Below are 17,206 nucleotides of genomic sequence, written 5' to 3'. Positions count from 1 at the left end.
AAATGGGCACCGTAGCGGCGCCCGCGATCATTGCCAACCTAGCCGCAGGAGACGCGCCTTGGCGCCGTAACCGCAGAAGCCGTCCCACCGCACTGCTCATGGTTCGCAGATCGGGCCCCGACCTGCGGACTTCTCAGCGTCTGCTCAGTGAGCGGAGCCGAAGATGGTCAGTATGCCGAAGCCCTCGATGACCGTCGGAGTCCTACTGCTGCTCACGACCGCCGCTCTCGGTGCGGTCGTCTACGACGTCCACGGCCCGCTCGCCGCCGACCGGAGCGTGTGGGAGTGGACGCTCGCACAGCGTTCCGGAACCGCGACCGGCGTCGCCGTGTTTCTCTCCACCGTTCTCAGCCCTGTCGGAACCATCGTGCTCGGCGCGGTGGCCGCGATGGTCCTGTGGCGCCGAGACGGCGGCGTCGAGCGAGCCGCGGCCCTGCTCTCGACGGTCGTGGCCGCGGCCGCCGTCGCGGAGGTGTTCAAGATCGCGGTGCATCGGACCCGGCCTCCGGTCGCCTGGCAACTCGAGGCCCACGAGACCGCTGGGTCGTTCCCGTCCGGACACACCACCGGCACCGCGGCGCTCGCGTTCGGGCTGGTCGCGGTCACCGCGGCGTCGGCGTCCGCCGCGACCAGAGTCGTCGCGGCGTGCGGAGCGCTGGCCGTGGCGCTCGCGGCCGCCGCATCCCGGCTCTACCTCGGAATGCATTGGATCACCGATGTGACCGCAGGCATTCTGGTCGGGGCAGCCGCCGCGCTGATCGTTCCGCCGCTGGTGCACGCCGTGCTGCGGCATGCGCCGCTGCATGCGAGGTCATGACCTAGGCTGTTCCCATGTTGAGCCCGGGCCAGTACTTCGCCAACTACTTGATCGAGCGAAGACTCGGGGTCGGCGGCATGGGGGAGGTGTACCTGGTCGCACATCCGCGGCTCCCCCGGGAAGATGCGCTCAAGGTGCTGCCCGCCGAGCTGACCGGTGACCCCACCTATCGGGCCCGGTTCATCCGTGAGGCCGATCTGGCGTCCCAACTCGATCACCCGGGCATCGTGAGCGTGTACGACCGCGGTGAGTTCGAGGGGCAGCTCTGGATCGCGATGAAGTACGTCCCCGGGGCGGACGGCGACGCCCTGCTCCAGCAGTCGGGACCGCTCGACCCGGCGACGGTCTGCGAGATGATCGGCGCCGTCGCGGACGCTCTCGACTACGCGCACTCGCGGGGAATGCTGCACCGCGACGTCAAGCCCGCGAACATTCTGGTGGACGACTCGACCGCGGCGCACCGCAAGGTGTATCTCACCGACTTCGGAATCGCTCGCACCACCACAAGCGACACCGCGCTGACAGCGGCGAACCTGACGGTGGGGTCGATCCAGTACTGCTCACCGGAGCAGTTGCGCGGGGCCGCACTCGACGGACGCACCGACCAATACGCGCTCGCCTGTACCGCATTCCGGCTCCTGACCGGCCGAGCGCCGTTCCCGCTCGCGAAACCGACCGACATCATCAACGCTCATCTCCATGCTCCGGCCCCGAGCGCCACCGCGGTTCTGCCCACTCTGGCACCCGCCGTCGACCTGGTCCTCGCACGGGCGATGGACAAGGACCCCGCCCGCAGGTACCGGACGTGCCGAGAGTTCGCAGACGAATTGGACGGGGCGCTGCGCAGACCGGGCTTCACACCGCAGGCGGCGACGCCGCAGGCTCCGGCGGCGTACGCGCCGACGATGATCAATCCGGCTCCGACCCCACCGCACAGCGGGGCACAGCCCACCGCGCCCCTCGCGCCGCAGTCGCCGCCGGCGCAGCAGGGCCCGTCGCCGGCGCAGCCCTACCCGCAGCGTCCCCGAATCGGCGCCTTCGGCCCGCCCCCGGTACCGCAATCTCCGGTACCGCAGCCCCCGGCACAACAGCCACCTCATTTCGGGCCGCCGCCCGGAGACTTCGGCCGGCAGCAGCCCTACGGTGCGCCCGGGTATCCGCCCGAGCCGACGGACACCGGCAGGCGGAAAGCCGTGATCGTGGCGGCGGTAGTGCTGGTCGTCCTCGCGGCGATCGCGGTCGCCGGATTCTTCGTCTTCCGCGGCGACGACGGTCCCGACACCGCGGCCGGGACATCTACCGTGCCGTCCACTCCCGAGTCGACGTCGTCGCCGGTGAGTACCTCGGCTCCCTCGACCACTGCCGGCGGGCCCGCGGTGGTCGCCGGCGTTCCGACGCTGTGTGCGGGCGGGGTCACGACGCAGTCGTCGTCCGCGTCCAGAGTCGGGACCGGACCGATCTCCATTCCGTCGAACGACCTTCCGGTCAGCGGCTGGGATCCCGACAACATCTCGCAGATCCCGTTCGCGGTGACGGCCAACGGCATCAAAGCCTCACGCCCGGCCGGCACGTCGGGGTGGATGGCGCAGATCGCCGTCGGCACGCTGCCCGCATCCTTCCGCGATCGCACGGAGCCCATCGCCAGGAAACTGGTGGAGTGTCTGTCGTCGAGTTCGGGGTACTCGGGAGTCGACGCCTCACCGGCCCGGATCGAGGACGTGCGCAACGACCGGCTCGACAACAAGATCACCGAGTACACGCTGATCCGGGCTCGCATCGACGTCCGCAATCAGCGCTCCGGTGTGCTCGGTGACGATGTCACGGTGGTCGTCGTGAACAGTTCTCCGATGACCTTCGCCTTCGGAGTGAGTCCGATCAACGATGCGACCACCAGGGCCGAAGTCGACAAGGCGATCGTGAATCTCCGCGTGCAGACCGGGAATTGATCGGCGCGAGTCAGAGCAGCTGCCAGGCCAGGGCGGCGCCGAGCGCACCCGAGGCGTTGAGAGTCCAGTGCAGGACGATCGGGGCGAGCAGATTGGCCGTTCGGAAGCGCAGCCAGCCGAGGATCCATCCGGCCGCGGAGGTCGCGACCACCGCGCCGACCACGCCGGCGACGGCGGCTCCGACGCCGGCGCCGATCGCATCGGTGACACCGGCGTTCCCCGCCGAGAGTCCGAGCGACGAGGCGATGTGCCACAAACCGAACAGGGCCGCACCGGCGATCAGAGTGAGCCGCCGGCTCATCACTCGCCGCAACGATCCCTGCAGCACACCGCGGAACAACAGTTCCTCGGGAAGCACGGTCTGCACGGGAATCCACACAAGAGCGGCGAGCAGCGCGTCACGCGCGGACGAGTAGCGGTCGTTCAGGAAGAACGTCCGGGTCCAGGGGATGGCGACGCCGGCACCGACCACCACGACGACCGCGACCACGACGATCGCCGACCACCGGAACCCGTACTTCAGCTCCGAGGAGCTGATGCCCATCTCCGACCACGCCAGGCCCCGCATCCGCGCGAGGAGCACCACCGCGACCGCGCCCACCGGAACCGCGAGGAGCCCCGGCCAATGCCCGGCGAAATGCGCCAGGGCGTTGACCGTGATCAATGCCGCGACCACGACGCCGACGATCGCCCAGTCTCGATGGTTGCGCGCCTGGCTCACTCGGCCTCCGGTCTGACGATTCTTCGAGCATCCCCCGCCACCTGAGCTATCTGGCATGCGGCAGTGTGGGAACCACCGAACAATACCCGGACCGGGCCCCTCCCGGAGCGTCCACGCGATCCGGCCCGGGTAGGGGACAATGTGCTCCATGTCTGCCGACCGCCCCACTACCGCGCCCGCCGACAGTCACGACGTCATCAGAGTCGGTGGCGCGCGGGTGAACAACCTCAAAGACGTCAGCGTCGAACTGCCGAAGCGCAGGCTCACCGCCTTCACCGGAGTCTCCGGGTCCGGAAAGAGCTCGCTCGTCTTCGGCACCATCGCAGCCGAGTCGCAACGGCTGATCAACGAGACCTACAGCGCGTTCGTCCAGGGATTCATGCCGACGCTGGCCCGCCCGGACGTCGATGTGCTCGACGGCATCACCACTGCCATCATCGTCGACCAGGAGCGGATCGGTGCGAATCCGCGGTCGACGGTCGGCACCGTCACCGACGCCAACGCGATGCTGCGGATCCTGTTCAGCAAGCTCGGCGATCCCCACGTGGGCAGCCCCAACGCGTACTCGTTCAACGTCCCGACCGTGTCGGGCGGCGGTGCGATCAAAGTCCAGCGAGGCAAGCAGACCAAGGCGGTCAGACGGTCCTTCGAGCAACTCGGGGGGATGTGCCCGCGATGCGAGGGGATGGGAACGGTCTCCGACATCGACCTGAGCGAGATCTACGACGCGGACAAGTCGCTGTCCGGCGGAGCGCTCAAGGTGCCCGGCTACAGCATGGACGGCTGGTACGGCCGCATCTTCGCGGGCAGCGGCTACTTCGACATGGACAAGCCCGTCGGCCGGTTCTCCGATCGCGAACTCGATGATCTGCTCTATCGCGAGGCCACCAAGATCAAGGTCGAGGGCATCAACCTCACCTACGAGGGCATCATCCCGAAGATCACCAAATCGATGCTGTCCAAGGACATCGACTCTGTGCAGCCGCATGTGCGGGCCTTCATCGAACGCGCGGTCACGTCCACGACCTGCCCGGAGTGCGACGGCACCCGACTGGCCGAGCACGCCCGGAACTCCCGGATCGGCGGAGTCAGCATCGCCGACGCATGCCGGATGCAGATCTCCGACCTCGCGGACTGGGTGGCGGGGCTCGACGAGCCGACGGTGGCACCGCTGATCGAGAAGCTCCATGCGGCACTCGAGTCGTTCGTCGAGATCGGCCTGGGCTACCTGTCCCTGGAACGGCCCACCGGAACACTGTCGGGCGGGGAGGCTCAGCGCACCAAGATGGTCCGCCACCTCGGATCATCGCTCACCGACATCACCTACGTCTTCGACGAACCCACCGTGGGACTGCATCCGCACGACATCGCCAGGATGAACGCCCTGCTGCTGCGACTGCGCGACAAGGGGAACACCGTCCTGGTGGTGGAGCACAAACCCGAGGCCATCGTGATCGCCGACCACGTGGTCGACCTCGGGCCGGGCGCCGGATCGCTGGGCGGCGAGATCTGCTTCGAGGGCACCGTCGAGCAATTGGCGGCCTCGGACACCTTGACCGGGCGTCATCTCCACGACCGCGCGCGGCTCAAGGACAGTGTGCGGACCCCGTCGGGATTCTTGGAGATCCGAGACGCCACCACCAACAATCTGCGCCACGTGGACGTCGACATCCCGCTCGGCGTACTCGCCGTCATCACCGGTGTCGCGGGGTCGGGCAAGAGCTCCCTGATCCACGGCTCGCTGCCCGCCGACGCCGACGCGGTGTCGATCGACCAGACGGCGATCCGCGGCTCACGGCGAAGCAATCCGGCGACCTACACCGGTCTGCTCGACGCCATCCGGAAGACCTTCGCGAAGGTCAACGGAGTCAAACCCGCTCTGTTCAGCCCCAACTCCGACGGCGCGTGCCCGAACTGCAAAGGCGCGGGCGTGATCTACACCGATCTCGCCACGATGGCCGGCGTGGCGACGCCGTGCGAAGTCTGCGAGGGGAAGCGGTTCGACGCCGCGGTGCTCGACTACCGGGTCGACGGCCGGGACATCAGCGAGGTGCTGGCGATGTCGGTGGACACGGCGTTGGAGTTCTTCGACGACGGTGACGCACGCACGCCGGCAGCCCACAAGATCCTCAAGCGTCTCTCCGACGTCGGACTGGGCTATCTGACCCTCGGCCAGCCGCTCACCACGCTCTCGGGAGGCGAGCGCCAGCGCATCAAGCTCGCGATCGCGATGACTGAGAAGGCCGGCGTCTACATCCTCGACGAACCCACGACCGGACTGCATCTGGCCGACGTCGAACAACTGCTCGGGTTACTCGACGCCCTGGTGGAGGCGGGGCGCTCGGTGATCGTGATCGAGCATCACCAGGCGGTCATGGCGCACGCCGACTGGATCGTCGACATCGGTCCGGGCGCGGGTGACGACGGCGGCCGCGTGGTGTTCGAGGGAACGCCGCGCGACCTCGTCGCATCGGCTTCCACCCTCACCGGCCGGCACCTGGCCGAGTACGTGGGCGCGGGTACCGGCGCCGGCTGAACCCGGGGTCGGAGGCTCCCGCGCTACGTCGCGGGCCGGCGGACGGCCGGTCCCTGTTCCACGTGCATCCGGGCAGCCGACAGACTGCCTCGCGCTTCGAAGGTGCGCTCGTATCCGGTGGAACTGATGCGCCAGCCGTCGGGTGTCCGCCGGTAGGCGTCGCGGTAGAACGCGGCTCCGATGATGATGACGTCGTACTCCGGAACGATGACGCGGTCCTGCAGGTACCAGCTGCCGGTGGCGGTGTCGCCGTCGGTTTCGATGATCGGATGGTCGACGCGATGCTCGGTCACCATGGTCGGAGCCATGATCGTGCTCAGATGTGCGACCAGAGAGGCTCGGTCGTCGAAGGTCAGCGGCCGGCCGTTCACCTGCGATCCGTATTCGGCGTGCACGTCGTCGGTGAGCGTGTCGGCCAGCGCCGACCAGTCCTTCGTGTCGACGGCTCGCAGGTAGCGGTACTTCACGGTCTCGATGGCGCGCAGATCGTCGGGGGTGGTGATCGTCATGGGGGAGTCCTAGGGGCTGTCGGCGGGAGGTCGTCGGCCGGTGATGGGGCGGGCGGTCAGAGATCGGGGAGCGGCATCACCATGTTGGGGGCGATGAGACCGCCGTCCACCTCGATGGTCTTGCCGGTCATGTACGCCGAGCCGTCGCCTGCCAGGAACACCGCGGCGGCGGCGATGTCGTCCGGCACACCCAGTCGGCGCAGCGGGGTGCGGCTGACGATCTCCTCGCGGATCGCGTCGTCTTCGGCGACGTAACCGAGCGCGGGTGTGTTGATGGTGCCGGGTGCGATGGCGTTCATCCGGATGCGCGGCGACAGGTCCTGCGCGGCCATCCGGGTGTAGTGCGCGAGGGCCGCTTTAGCCGTTCCGTAGGCCAGCAGCCCGCGTCCCGGCTGAGTCGTGATCGACGAGGTGATGTTGATGATCGAACCGCCGCGGTCGTTGGACAGCATGCTCGGCACGGCCGCCAGATTGAGCGCGTGCGCCGTCCCGACGTTGAACGCGAAGGCACCGACGAGCGCTTTGACGCTGGTCTGCAGAAAGGGCTTCGGGAGGGCGCCGCCGACGTTGTTGACGACGATGTCGAGCGCACCGAACTCCCGCGTGGCGGCGCCGACCAGATCGGCGGGGTCGTCTTCGGCGACATTCGCGGGCACGGTGATCGCGCGTCGGCCCAGTCTCCGGATCCGGTCGGCGACCTGCTCGAGTTGGTCGGCACTGCGGGCCGCGATCACCAGGTCGGCGCCGGCTTCCGCGAGACCGAGCGCGATGCCGGCTCCGATGCCGCGGCCGGCACCCGTCACGATCGCTGTTCTGCCCTCGAGGGACTGGGTCTGGCTCATGGGACCGCCTTCATGAATCGAATATTCGAATAGGTGTGATTGAATATCCGTCACAAGGTAGCGGGGTATGAGCCGCGACACAAGATCGGCACGCATGCGGGGGAGGACACACATGGCCGGATCGCCACCGACGCGCCGGGTGATCGACACCCTCGAACTCCTCGCCCGCGTCGAGCACCCGCAGACCATCGCGGAGATCGCCGACGAGCTGGGCGTGGCCCGCGCCACGATGTCGGCGATCCTGGCCGAGCTCGACGACGCGGGGTGGGCCGAGCGCGACGCCTCTCGTGCCTATCGGCTGGGCCCGGCGGCGATGGCACTCGGCGGAGCCTCGCCTCCGGCGCTTCACCTGCCGAATCCGGACGTGGCGCAGGTTCTCGACGAACTCGTCGCGGCCACCGACTGCGGAGTGACGCTCGCGCGGATGGCGCCCGGCGCGATGACCGTCGTCGCCAAACGGCACAGCGAGGTGCGGCCGGTTCCCGGCCTGGGGCTCGGCCAGTCGTTGGCGATCGTCTTTCCCGTCGGGGCCGCGGCGATGGCCTGGCGGGAGGCCGACCAGGAGGCCTGGCTGGGCGAGCGAGACCGTCCGAGACGGAGGCTCCTGCTCGAATCGGTACGTCGGCGCGGTTTCGCGGCGTACCGCCCGGAGTCGTCGGACGCGATGCTCGTCGAGGTGCTCGCCGAGTTGCTCGGCGCGGTGGGTCCGCTTCTCATCGACCCCGCGCTCCGCCACACGGCGACCCGCCGGCTCGCGCAATTGTCGTCGCGTGCGTATTCCGAAGACGAACTCGACGGCGCTGACGCGCAGCCGATCAGCTATCTCGCAGCACCGGTCTTCGCCGGCGACCAGGCCGAGTTCGAGTTGCAGCTGGGGGTGCTCAAATCGGCGGTGGACGGTCGGGAGCGTCGCAGGCTCGTGACCGCGCTCGTCGAGGCGGCGGACCGGATCTCGGCACTCATTTGATCCGGCGGCGGCTCAGACTTCACTCGCCGCCAAGGCGTCGCTGAGGAGTTCGAAGGCGCGCTCGACGAGTTGCCGGTCGTCCGGTTCGAGCGTCTCGAGAGCCTCGGCGATCCGCCGCACCCGGGCGTTCCGCGTCGTCGAGACCACTTCGCACCCCGATTCGGTGGGATAGAGCAGTCGGGCCCGCGCATCGAGTGGATCGGGTCGCCGCTCCACGTAGCCCATGTCCTCCAGGCCGGTGACGATCCGCGAGATGGCGGGGGTGGAGACCGACTCGATCTCGGCCAGCCGGGACAGCCGAAGGGGTGCGTGCTGGGTGATCGACCACAGGGCCGCGGCGGTTCCAGCGCTGAGACCGGAACCGGAGCCGGCCACCCGCAGCACTCGATTGATCCGCACGAGCCGGTGGTGCAGCGAACGCACGTCGACGAGCTGCTCCTCGTTGTCCGACACCTGCTGCCTCCTCCGATGAACCGTTCCCACGCATGGTAGTCGGAGGCTCCCGGAGGGCTCGGGTCGCGTATGCGGCCACCGGCGGGGTCTCCACGCCCGCAGCCGCCGCCGAAGTGTGAACGTCGCTCCTTTGCGCTCTGTCGGAATCGGTGCGCGACGCTAGGTTCTGACCTGCGATTACACCGTGACCGCGCGAACCGTCCGCCGATATGCGCTACGGTGAAAACGCTAATAGAGGGGAATTGTTCTGAACGGGATCTGGGATTTCATATCGAGCCGCAAGTCGCAGCTTGTGGTCGATTCCTACTTGCACGTCAGCGCAGTGATTCAGTGTCTACTCCTGGCGACGATCATCGGAGTGGGCGTCGGAATCGCGGTATATCGCAGCCCCGGAGGCTCGGCTATCGCAACGGCGCTCTCGAGCACCATTCTGACCATTCCGTCGTTCGCACTTCTCGGTCTGCTCATTCCGATAGTGGGCCTCGGTGTTCCGCCGACCGTCATTGCGCTGACGATGTACTCGCTTCTGCCGATCGTGCGTAACACCATCGTCGGTCTCGGCGCGGTCGACCCCGCGGTCACCGATGCCGCACGCGGCATCGGAATGAGTCGTCTCCGCGTGCTGACGCGGGTCGAGTTGCCGCTGGCATGGCCGTCGATCCTCACCGGCATGCGTGTCGCGACGCAGATGGCGATGGGAATCCTGGCGATCGCGGCCTACGCGAAGGGCCCCGGCCTGGGCAATCTCATCTTCTCCGGTCTGTCGCGCGTCGGTAGCCCCACGGCTATTCCGCAGGCGCTGACGGGCACCGTGTTGATCGTCATCCTGGCTTTGATCCTCGACGGGATCTATGTCCTGATCGGCCGATTGACAACGTCGAAAGGGATCCGTTGACCCACAGCAAAGATGACGCAGAGAATGAGATCTCCGGAGTCGAGATCGTTCTCGAGCATGTCTCGAAGATCTATCCCGGCCAGCGCGAACCTGCTGTCGAAGACGTTTCTCTGACCATTCCGGCAGGCGAGGTCGTGGTCTTCGTCGGGCCGTCCGGCAGCGGTAAGACCACGACGATGCGCATGATCAATCGGTTGATCGAGCCGACGAGCGGCCGAATCACCATCGGCGGCCGGGACGCACTGTCGATCGACGCGAACAAACTGCGACAGAGCATCGGGTACGCCATTCAGCAAGGTGGCCTCTTCCCGCACATGACGGTCGCACAGAACATCGCCGTGGTGCCCAAGCTGCTGAAATGGGATAAGAAGCGGATCGCCGACCGAGTCGACGAACTGCTCGACATGGTCGGCCTCGACGCCGACGAATTCGGCGGTCGGTATCCGCGCCAGCTCTCGGGTGGACAGCAGCAGCGCGTCGGCGTCGCGCGAGCCCTGGCCGCCGATCCTCCGGTCCTGCTCATGGACGAGCCCTTCGGCGCGGTGGACCCGATCACCCGAGGCGTCCTGCAGGACCAGTTGATGCAGTTGCAGGCGGAACTCCGCAAGACCATCGTCTTCGTGACCCACGACTTCAGTGAGGCCGTCAAACTCGGCGACAAGATCGCGGTGCTCGGCGCGCGCTCGAAGGTGCTGCAGTACGACTCGCCGGAGGCGATTCTGGCCAACCCCGCCAACGAGACCGTCGAGGGCTTCGTGGGCTCCGGTGCGTCGCTGCAGCAGCTCAACCTGCTGCGCGTGCGCGACGTGGACATCGAGCAGCGGCCGACGGCCCACGAAGGAGATTCGGCCGCCGACTTCGCTGCACGGATCGGCAGTGACTGGGGAATCATCCTCGACAGCCGTGACCGGCCGATCCGGTGGACCGACGGGCGCCATCTGGTCGGCGCATCGTCGATTCGCGGCGTCGGTATCCCGCTCGGTGAGACGGTCGCCACGAGCTCGACCCTCCAGGACGCGCTCGAAGCGATCCTCGCCGAACGTAACGCGTCCGCCGTGGTCACCGGTGCCCGCGGCCGCTACGTCGGTGTGGTCACCATCGAGACGCTGATCGACTCGATTCGCGCGCTGCGCGAGGAGCACGAGGGCAGTCCCGCGATCGTCGACCCGCACGCCGATGACCCAGCTGCGGACCTGACCGCGGACGCCTCGCCGGAAGGCACCAGCTGATGACCAGCGCGGAGGCGGTGTCCAAGGAGACCGGTGCCGGGAGGGCCAGCAATCTTCAGCTGTGGATTCAGCCGACGATCGCGGTGCTGCTCGCGGCGGGCGTGCTCGGTTGGGCCTTCTCCCGCGACCTGACCGCCACCCAGAAGGCGACCATCAATCCGTCGTACATCGGGCAGCTCGTCGGTGAGCATCTGGCCTTGACCGTCGCGATCGCCGCGATCGTCGTCGTGGTGGCGGTACCGCTCGCCGTGCTGGTCACACGACGTCGATTCCGTTGGCTGGCACCGTTCTTCATCGGCGTGGCCAACATCGGGCAGGCGGCGCCGGCGATCGGTCTGCTGGTGCTCTTCTTCCTCTGGACCGCCACGACGGGCTTCTGGATCGGCGTGCTGCCGATCGCGTTCTATTCGCTGCTCCCGGTGCTGCGCAACAGCATGCTCGGTCTGCAGGAGGTCGATGCGGCGACCATCGACGCCGCCAAGGGACAGGGGATGTCGGAGCCGCGAGTGCTGGCCCAGGTGGAGCTGCCGCTGGCGGTGCCCTTCATCCTCGCCGGCCTGCGGACATCGCTGGTGCTCGCGGTCGGCACCGCGACCCTGTGCTTCCTGGTCGACGCCGGGGGACTGGGCATCCTGATCGACACCGGTTACAAGTTGCGCGACAACGTGACACTGGTCGTCGGAGCCGTGCTGGCCGTCGCGCTGGCGCTCGTCGTCGACTGGTTCGGCGCGCTCGCCGAACGGTACCTCGGACCCAAGGGGCTGCGATGACACCGCACCTGCCCGCGGCCGCACGCCGCCCACTGCGCTCGCTCGTCGCGCTGATCGCGGTGGCCGCCCTCGTCTTCGGTGCCGCGGCCTGCGGTCTGCAGTCGGGCGGTGCGCTTCCGCTGCCGGTGAAGCCGGGCTCGATCACCGTGCAGCCCGACCTCGAGGGACAGACCATCACGGTCGGCTCCAAGGACTTCACCGAGCAGGTGATCCTGGGGTACATCCTCGGCTTCTCCCTCGCCGCCGCAGGCGCCAACGTCCGCGATCTGACCAACATTCAGGGATCCAACAGCGCACGCGACGCGATGGCCGCGGGACAGGTGGACGTGACGATCGAATACACCGGTACCGGCTGGATCAACTATCTCGGCAACGAACAGCCGATCCCGGACTCCACCAAGCAGTTCGAGGCCGTCCGTGACGCGGATCTGGCGAAGAACGGCATCGTCTGGATCGACCCGGCGCCGATGGACAACACCTATGCCCTCGCGGTGAATCAAGAGAACGCCGCGAAGACCGGCGTCAAGACACTCTCGGACTACGCCGCGCTGGTGAAGAAGGATCCCGCGACGGCGACCACCTGCGTCGAGACCGAGTTCCGCAGCCGGCAGGACGGCTTCCCGGGTATGGCCGCCAAGTACGGGTTCGATCCGGCGCAGGTGCGGATGCAGATCCTGCAGACCGGCATCATCTACCAGGCGGTCGCCAACGGGAATTGCGTGTTCGGAGAGGTCTTCACCACCGATGGCCGGATCAAGGCACTGAACCTCAACGTGCTGGAGGACGACAAGCAGTTCTTCCCGCACTACAACGCGGCGGTCACCATGCGTTCCGATGTCAACGAACAGTTCCCGTCTATCGCGAAGGTGATGGCGCCGGTGATGGCGAAGCTGACGTCGGAGCAGATCAGCGAGCTGAATCGTCAGGTGGACGTGGACGGACGCGAGCCGGCCGACGTCGCGCGCGACTGGCTGGTCGAGAACGGCTTCGTCAAAGTCTGACTCGACGCTGTTCCCCGTGGTTACGGAACCGTAAGTTACGGTACCGTAGCTCGCATGGACGTAACGCTCGAGAACGCCGACGAGGTGTACCGGTATTACAGCGACCACCGTCAGAGCCGGATGAAGGCGCTCGCCATGTACGGCGTACTGGCGGCTCGACACCGTCCGCGTGTCCGCTTCGAAGACGACGCGCGCGACCGTCTGCGCGCTGTTGTCGGGCGAAACGAGGTGCCGCTGGTGATCGCCGCCAATCACGTGCGCCAGACCGATCCGTTCATCCTTGCCGCATCCGGCTTCTTGTCGCCGCTGCGCCCGCGGATCGGGCGGATGCGTGTGTTGGCCAAAGACGAACTCTTCGACGATCCGGACCGTCGCCGCAAGATCGACGACCTCGGCGGCATCCCGGTCTTCCGTCAGAAGGACCACGGTCTCCGCGCCGCGGCCACCGCGGGCAAGCAGATGATGGACGTCTGCATCGAGCGGATGGGTCGGGGAGACTCGATCGCGATCTTCCCCGAGGGCACGTGCAACGAGGAGGATCCCCGGCTGCTTCAGAAGGTCAGCAGCGGAGTCGGCCACATCGCGAGCGGGGCACTGAAGAAGGGGAGTCGGCCGTGGTTGGTATGCGCGGGCATCGCCTATCCGGACCAGGACCGCCCGGTGGTGGTCTTCAGCGTCCCGATCGCACTCGATGCGGTCGCTCCGGCCACTCCGGCGCAGACGACCCGGCTGGTCGCCGCCGAACTGCAGCGCGCCGTCACGGCCGCCCATGCGTCGCTGCAGATCGGGTGATGCCGGGACGTCATCGCGCTTGAGCCGAGTACTCCGGGTTGGGACGCATGTCGATGCCGCTCGCCACCCGGTTCGTCATGTTGAAGAACGCCGCGGTCGACGAGATGTCGAAGATGTCGCGATCGGTGAAGCCCACCGCGCGCAACGCCTCTCGATCGGCGGCGTCGAGTTTCGAGGGCTGCTCGGTCATCTTCTCGGCGAAGAGCAGCATCGCACGGTGACGATCGGACAGATCGGCGGCCCGGAAATTCATGACGAGCAGTTCGCCCAGTTCGGGATCGCCCGACAGTTGGCGCACGGCGGCTCCGTGCGCGGTGAGGCAGTAGTAGCACTTGTTGATCGACGAGACGACGACGGCGATCATCTCGCGTTCCAGCTTCGACAGTCCCGAGTCGGCCAGCATCAGGTCGTTGTACATCGCGGTGAAGGCGCGAAGCTTGGTCTCGTCGAAGGTGTACGCCTGCAGGACGTTCGGGACCATCCCGAGCTTCTCGCGGCAGACGTCGAAGTACTTGAGCGTGTCGGCGCTCAATTCTCCGGCGGGCAGATCGAGCGCGGTGATTCGGTCGGTCATGGGGAATTCCTCTCGCAGCACGTCGTCCGGCCGCCGAAATGCGCGGCCCTGGCGATCGTATGACGACCGAACGAGTGATCGGTACCGATTAGGCGAGTCAGCGGATGAAGTAGCGCGTCTCCGGGTCGGTCCGGGCCTGCCAGCCCGCGCGTTCGAGTTCGGGCACCGAGTTCACCTCTTCCGGATAGCCGATGCAGAGGTAGGCGACGAATCGCCACCCGGGCGGAACGCCGAGGGCCCGGTGCACCTCGTCGGGTTCGACGATCGAGATCCAGCCGACGCCGATGCCGCGCGCGCGGGCGGCGAGCCAGAGACTGCTGATCGCCGTGACCACGGAGTAGGCGAGGGTCTCGGGCATGGTTCGACGACCGAGGCCGTGTCCCTGCTGCGGGTGGTCCTCACTGAAGACCGCGAGATGGACAGGTGCCTGATCGAGCCCGGCGAGTTTGAGCGAGGCGTACTGCTGGGCACGCTCTCCGCGGTATCCCTCCAGTGCCTCCGCATTGCACCGGGCGAAGGTGGACTTCACCACTGCCCGCAGCTCCGGCGATCGGACCTCGACCCATCGCCAGGGCTGGCTGTTGCCCACGGACGGCGCCAGTTCGGCGGCGGCCACGATCTCCTGAATCAGTCGCGGCTCGACCGGGTCGGTCCGGAAGCGTCGCACGTCGCGGCGCCAGCGGAGGAGTCGGTCGAACTCTTCGATGAACTGCTCGCCGAAACTGCCCTCGGCTTCGGGCGCGGTGGTCATCGTCTGCCTCTCGTCGGATCTCCGGGCCAATGGTATCGGCCGCACGCCGGCCGGTGATCGTCCGGAGACTCCGATCGTGGTCAGAGGCCGAAGGCCGCCGGATAGGCGATGACTCCGGAGGGGACGCGCGCCGCTGCGGTCAGCGGCAGTGCGAGGAAGCTGTCGTCGGGTACCGTGACCGGCGCCGAGATACCGAATCGGGACGCGGGAACGAAGCCGAACCGCGGGTAGTAGTCGGCATGGCCGAGGACGACGACGGTCTCGTCGCCGATCCGGCGGGCAGCGTCGAGCAGTGCTGAGATCACCGCCGTTCCGACGCCGGTGCCTTGCTGTGCCGGAACCACCGCACACGGTGCGAGGGCCAATACCGGCGTTCCTCCGACGGTCGCCCGGGTGAGCAGGGCGTGCCCGATGATCTCGCCGTCCTGTTCCGCGACATACGACAGCCCGTCGATCCACGCCGCCGGGTCGCGACGCAGTTCGTCGACCAGATCCGCCTCGGCCGGCGTCGGGAACGCGGCTGCGTTGACCGCATGAACCGCCTGCGCGTCGCCGTCGCCCTCCGGGCGCACCGACCACGCCCCGGTCATCGCGACGCTCCCCGCGGCACGGCCGACGTCGACCGCACGGCTCGTATCACCACCACGCGCTCGGTGCGTTCGCCCGGTTCGATGAAGCCCTGCGATTCCAGCCAGAGCGCGCGCTCGTGCATCACCGGACCGAAGTCGACAACGACTTCGTCGGTGACTGCCGCGTCGAAGCCCCGGTCCGCCAGTCCGGAGAGGGTGGGCGTCACACCGCAGACGTCCGACTGGACCAGCAGTGCCGCACCCGCGGGCCGAACGAGCTCGGGCAGCACGCCGATGATCGAGTCGACCACGCTCCTGCCGTTCGGTCCGGCGTTCCAGGCGTGTCCGTCGGGCATGTGCGCGGGCGCCGGGACATACGGCGGGTTGGCGACCACCAGGTCGGCGGGATCGAGCCGAGGGAGTGCGCGGACATCGGAGCGGACGACGTCGACGGTCACATCGTTCGACGCCGCGTTGACCGCGACCGCCTCGACCGATTCCCGGGTGTCGTCGACCGCCGTCACGCGGGCGCCGGCCAGAGCGGCGTAGACCGACGCGATTCCACTCCCAGCGCACAGCTCGATCACCGAGGTCACGCCCTTCGGGTGGGTCTGCATGTGGTTCACCATTCGACGGCACAGCATCGCCGAGTCGACCGACGGCCGGTACACGCCCGTCGGCGCGGTCACGGTGGGCTGGGGCAGGGGCAGGGTCCCGAGGATCCGGCCGGCGGTGGCCTCGCCGACCGCCCATCGGCCGATCACCGGGCGGACCCCACGCGCAGCGACGACCGGCCCGCCTCCCACGCGGCCCAGATGTGCTGTGCGGCCAGCCGTTCCACCGCCAGACAGGTCAGTGCGCCGCGCAGGAGGCCGATGCGGCCGTCGGGTGTGTCGCCGAGCGCTCCGGCGACCTCGCGGACGACGAGCTGTTCGTGCACCGCATCCGCCTCGACGTGTTCGTCGAAGAACAGCCGAACCGGGCGCCCGAATCCGAGGCGGCGCAGGCCACGGCTGTACTGCCTGCTCGGCAGTGACGACGTGGTCTCCACCATGCACAGATGTCCGACGAGTTCGCGGACCCTTCCGCGGTGGAGGCCGAAATAGGAGAGTGTGTTGACGGCCGCCAGGGTGGGAGCCGGAATGCTGTCGATATATGCGGCGTATCCGGAATCCAGATCCATTCCCCGCATCAGATCGGCCCACAGAGTGGCATGCATGTAATCGAGTCGGCCGCCGCCGTATTCATCGCTCTGCACTTCGATCAGCGCAGCCTTGGGTGCGCCGCCCAGGCGCGGAATGCCCAGCGTGTGAACATCGGCTTCCCGCAGCTGGTTCAGCGATCGGTGAATCACGAGTTCCCGGAATTGATCGACGGTTCCCGACCGCGCGAGAAATGCCGCCAGCGGCGGACCGTCGTCGTCCGCGCTCGCCTGGAACAACGCTTCCACGACGTCGTCGGGGTCCTCGATCGGGCCGACCAACGCGTTCAGTTCCGATTCCAGACGTTGTTCGAGTTCGCCGCGCACCTCGAGCAGTCGCAGGTCCCACTCCGCCCGATCGTCGACGCCGCGGATGCCGCGCAGGTGCAGTTCATACAGCATCGTCAGGGTGAGCTGGGCGTCTTCGTCGTCCAGCACGGGACTGCGATGTGCGGCGACCGCGGCCGAGAGGGGCTCGGCCGGACCGTCGAGATCGAGCAGCAGTTCGGCCAGTGCCGCGCTCACCGGGCCGCGGGGCGCGGGCATCGGCATGCGCGGCTGCGAACCGTTGGCGCCGTCGTCCGAGGTGAGTAGGCTCGCGCTGAGCGATGAATTCCGCACGTTCCCAGGAAT

Annotated in this window: 18 protein-coding genes; 9 read left to right on the top strand and 9 right to left on the bottom strand. The window is 67.8% G+C overall.

The window, feature by feature from the left end:
- Positions 1-163 precede the first annotated feature (163 nt).
- Positions 164-817, top strand: a complete 654-nt coding sequence (locus GSI01S_RS03680) for a phosphatase PAP2 family protein (RefSeq protein WP_006895047.1) — start codon at positions 164-166, stop codon at positions 815-817.
- Between the two features lie 14 nt (positions 818-831).
- The gene (locus GSI01S_RS03675) at positions 832-2,763 is read left to right on the top strand and encodes a serine/threonine-protein kinase (RefSeq protein WP_006895046.1); all 1,932 of its coding nucleotides are present in this window, start codon (positions 832-834) and stop codon (positions 2,761-2,763) included.
- 10 nt (positions 2,764-2,773) lie between these two features.
- On the opposite strand, the gene GSI01S_RS03670 is transcribed toward GSI01S_RS03675, so the two are convergent.
- A complete protein-coding gene (locus GSI01S_RS03670) occupies positions 2,774-3,484 on the bottom strand; it encodes a CPBP family intramembrane glutamic endopeptidase (protein WP_006895045.1) in 711 nt (236 codons plus the stop codon).
- Between the two features lie 148 nt (positions 3,485-3,632).
- On the opposite strand from GSI01S_RS03670, the gene GSI01S_RS03665 reads away from it, so the two are divergent.
- Positions 3,633-6,020, top strand: a complete 2,388-nt coding sequence (locus GSI01S_RS03665) for an ATP-binding cassette domain-containing protein (RefSeq protein ID WP_006895044.1) — start codon at positions 3,633-3,635, stop codon at positions 6,018-6,020.
- Between the two features lie 23 nt (positions 6,021-6,043).
- Here the strand turns inward: GSI01S_RS03665 and GSI01S_RS03660 are convergent, their stop codons facing one another.
- Together GSI01S_RS03660 and GSI01S_RS03655 are read right to left on the bottom strand one after the other, a co-directional pair.
- Positions 6,044-6,529: a nuclear transport factor 2 family protein gene (locus tag GSI01S_RS03660; RefSeq protein ID WP_006895043.1), complete on the bottom strand. Its 486-nt coding sequence runs from the start codon at positions 6,527-6,529 to the stop codon at positions 6,044-6,046.
- Positions 6,530-6,585: 56 nt separating this feature from the next.
- Positions 6,586-7,371 (bottom strand): SDR family oxidoreductase, encoded by a 786-nt coding sequence (locus GSI01S_RS03655; protein WP_006895042.1) that lies wholly within the window; start codon positions 7,369-7,371, stop codon positions 6,586-6,588.
- A gap of 112 nt (positions 7,372-7,483) precedes the next feature.
- On the opposite strand from GSI01S_RS03655, the gene GSI01S_RS03650 reads away from it, so the two are divergent.
- The gene (locus GSI01S_RS03650) at positions 7,484-8,338 is read left to right on the top strand and encodes a MarR family transcriptional regulator (RefSeq protein ID WP_006895041.1); all 855 of its coding nucleotides are present in this window, start codon (positions 7,484-7,486) and stop codon (positions 8,336-8,338) included.
- A gap of 12 nt (positions 8,339-8,350) precedes the next feature.
- Here the strand turns inward: GSI01S_RS03650 and GSI01S_RS03645 are convergent, their stop codons facing one another.
- On the bottom strand, positions 8,351-8,791 hold the full coding sequence (locus GSI01S_RS03645) for a MarR family winged helix-turn-helix transcriptional regulator (RefSeq protein ID WP_006895040.1): 441 nt from the start codon (positions 8,789-8,791) through the stop codon (positions 8,351-8,353).
- Positions 8,792-9,038: 247 nt separating this feature from the next.
- Here GSI01S_RS03645 and GSI01S_RS03640 point away from each other — a divergent pair, with 247 nt between their 5' ends.
- The 5 genes from GSI01S_RS03640 to GSI01S_RS03620 are packed head-to-tail and all read left to right on the top strand — an operon-like array spanning position 9,039 to position 13,478.
- A complete protein-coding gene (locus GSI01S_RS03640; RefSeq protein WP_174302276.1) occupies positions 9,039-9,686 on the top strand; it encodes an ABC transporter permease in 648 nt (215 codons plus the stop codon).
- A complete protein-coding gene (locus GSI01S_RS03635; RefSeq protein WP_006895038.1) occupies positions 9,683-10,915 on the top strand; it encodes an ABC transporter ATP-binding protein in 1,233 nt (410 codons plus the stop codon). Before GSI01S_RS03640 ends, GSI01S_RS03635 begins: the two co-directional genes overlap by 4 nt.
- Positions 10,915-11,685, top strand: a complete 771-nt coding sequence (locus tag GSI01S_RS03630) for an ABC transporter permease (RefSeq protein WP_006895037.1) — start codon at positions 10,915-10,917, stop codon at positions 11,683-11,685. The genes GSI01S_RS03635 and GSI01S_RS03630 overlap by 1 nt, the downstream gene beginning before the upstream one ends.
- A complete protein-coding gene (locus GSI01S_RS03625; RefSeq protein WP_006895036.1) occupies positions 11,682-12,686 on the top strand; it encodes a glycine betaine ABC transporter substrate-binding protein in 1,005 nt (334 codons plus the stop codon). Before GSI01S_RS03630 ends, GSI01S_RS03625 begins: the two co-directional genes overlap by 4 nt.
- A gap of 54 nt (positions 12,687-12,740) precedes the next feature.
- Positions 12,741-13,478, top strand: coding sequence for a 1-acyl-sn-glycerol-3-phosphate acyltransferase (locus GSI01S_RS03620; protein ID WP_006895035.1), 738 nt, complete (start codon positions 12,741-12,743; stop codon positions 13,476-13,478).
- Between the two features lie 10 nt (positions 13,479-13,488).
- Here the strand turns inward: GSI01S_RS03620 and GSI01S_RS03615 are convergent, their stop codons facing one another.
- The 5 genes from GSI01S_RS03615 to GSI01S_RS03595 all read right to left on the bottom strand — a co-directional run bounded on the left by GSI01S_RS03615 (position 13,489) and on the right by GSI01S_RS03595 (position 17,125).
- A complete protein-coding gene (locus GSI01S_RS03615; protein WP_006895034.1) occupies positions 13,489-14,052 on the bottom strand; it encodes a peroxidase-related enzyme in 564 nt (187 codons plus the stop codon).
- A gap of 97 nt (positions 14,053-14,149) precedes the next feature.
- Positions 14,150-14,803 (bottom strand): 5,6-dimethylbenzimidazole synthase, encoded by a 654-nt coding sequence (bluB, locus tag GSI01S_RS03610; protein WP_006895033.1) that lies wholly within the window; start codon positions 14,801-14,803, stop codon positions 14,150-14,152.
- A gap of 80 nt (positions 14,804-14,883) precedes the next feature.
- Positions 14,884-15,393: a GNAT family N-acetyltransferase gene (locus GSI01S_RS03605; RefSeq protein ID WP_006895032.1), complete on the bottom strand. Its 510-nt coding sequence runs from the start codon at positions 15,391-15,393 to the stop codon at positions 14,884-14,886.
- Positions 15,390-16,136, bottom strand: coding sequence for a methyltransferase (locus GSI01S_RS03600; protein ID WP_006895031.1), 747 nt, complete (start codon positions 16,134-16,136; stop codon positions 15,390-15,392). The genes GSI01S_RS03605 and GSI01S_RS03600 overlap by 4 nt, the downstream gene beginning before the upstream one ends.
- Positions 16,133-17,125, bottom strand: coding sequence for an iron-containing redox enzyme family protein (locus GSI01S_RS03595; protein WP_006895030.1), 993 nt, complete (start codon positions 17,123-17,125; stop codon positions 16,133-16,135). The genes GSI01S_RS03600 and GSI01S_RS03595 overlap by 4 nt, the downstream gene beginning before the upstream one ends.
- Positions 17,126-17,206: the final 81 nt, after the last annotated feature.

Source organism: Gordonia sihwensis NBRC 108236, assembly GCF_000333035.1.
In the GTDB taxonomy this organism is placed as follows: domain Bacteria; phylum Actinomycetota; class Actinomycetes; order Mycobacteriales; family Mycobacteriaceae; genus Gordonia; species Gordonia sihwensis.
The sequence above is the reverse complement of the archived record's forward strand: the minus strand, read 5'-3'. Positions and strand labels throughout refer to the sequence as shown.

Coding starts and splice junctions, on each gene's coding strand:
- GSI01S_RS03680 (WP_006895047.1), top strand. CDS start 164: ATGGTCAGTATGCCGAAGCCCTCGATGACCGTCGGAGTCCTACTGCTG.
- GSI01S_RS03675 (WP_006895046.1), top strand. CDS start 832: ATGTTGAGCCCGGGCCAGTACTTCGCCAACTACTTGATCGAGCGAAGA.
- GSI01S_RS03665 (WP_006895044.1), top strand. CDS start 3,633: ATGTCTGCCGACCGCCCCACTACCGCGCCCGCCGACAGTCACGACGTC.
- GSI01S_RS03660 (WP_006895043.1), bottom strand. CDS start 6,529: ATGACGATCACCACCCCCGACGATCTGCGCGCCATCGAGACCGTGAAG.
- GSI01S_RS03655 (WP_006895042.1), bottom strand. CDS start 7,371: ATGAGCCAGACCCAGTCCCTCGAGGGCAGAACAGCGATCGTGACGGGT.
- GSI01S_RS03650 (WP_006895041.1), top strand. CDS start 7,484: ATGGCCGGATCGCCACCGACGCGCCGGGTGATCGACACCCTCGAACTC.
- GSI01S_RS03630 (WP_006895037.1), top strand. CDS start 10,915: ATGACCAGCGCGGAGGCGGTGTCCAAGGAGACCGGTGCCGGGAGGGCC.
- GSI01S_RS03625 (WP_006895036.1), top strand. CDS start 11,682: ATGACACCGCACCTGCCCGCGGCCGCACGCCGCCCACTGCGCTCGCTC.
- GSI01S_RS03620 (WP_006895035.1), top strand. CDS start 12,741: ATGGACGTAACGCTCGAGAACGCCGACGAGGTGTACCGGTATTACAGC.
- GSI01S_RS03615 (WP_006895034.1), bottom strand. CDS start 14,052: ATGACCGACCGAATCACCGCGCTCGATCTGCCCGCCGGAGAATTGAGC.
- bluB (WP_006895033.1), bottom strand. CDS start 14,803: ATGACCACCGCGCCCGAAGCCGAGGGCAGTTTCGGCGAGCAGTTCATC.
- GSI01S_RS03605 (WP_006895032.1), bottom strand. CDS start 15,393: ATGACCGGGGCGTGGTCGGTGCGCCCGGAGGGCGACGGCGACGCGCAG.
- GSI01S_RS03595 (WP_006895030.1), bottom strand. CDS start 17,125: ATGCCGATGCCCGCGCCCCGCGGCCCGGTGAGCGCGGCACTGGCCGAA.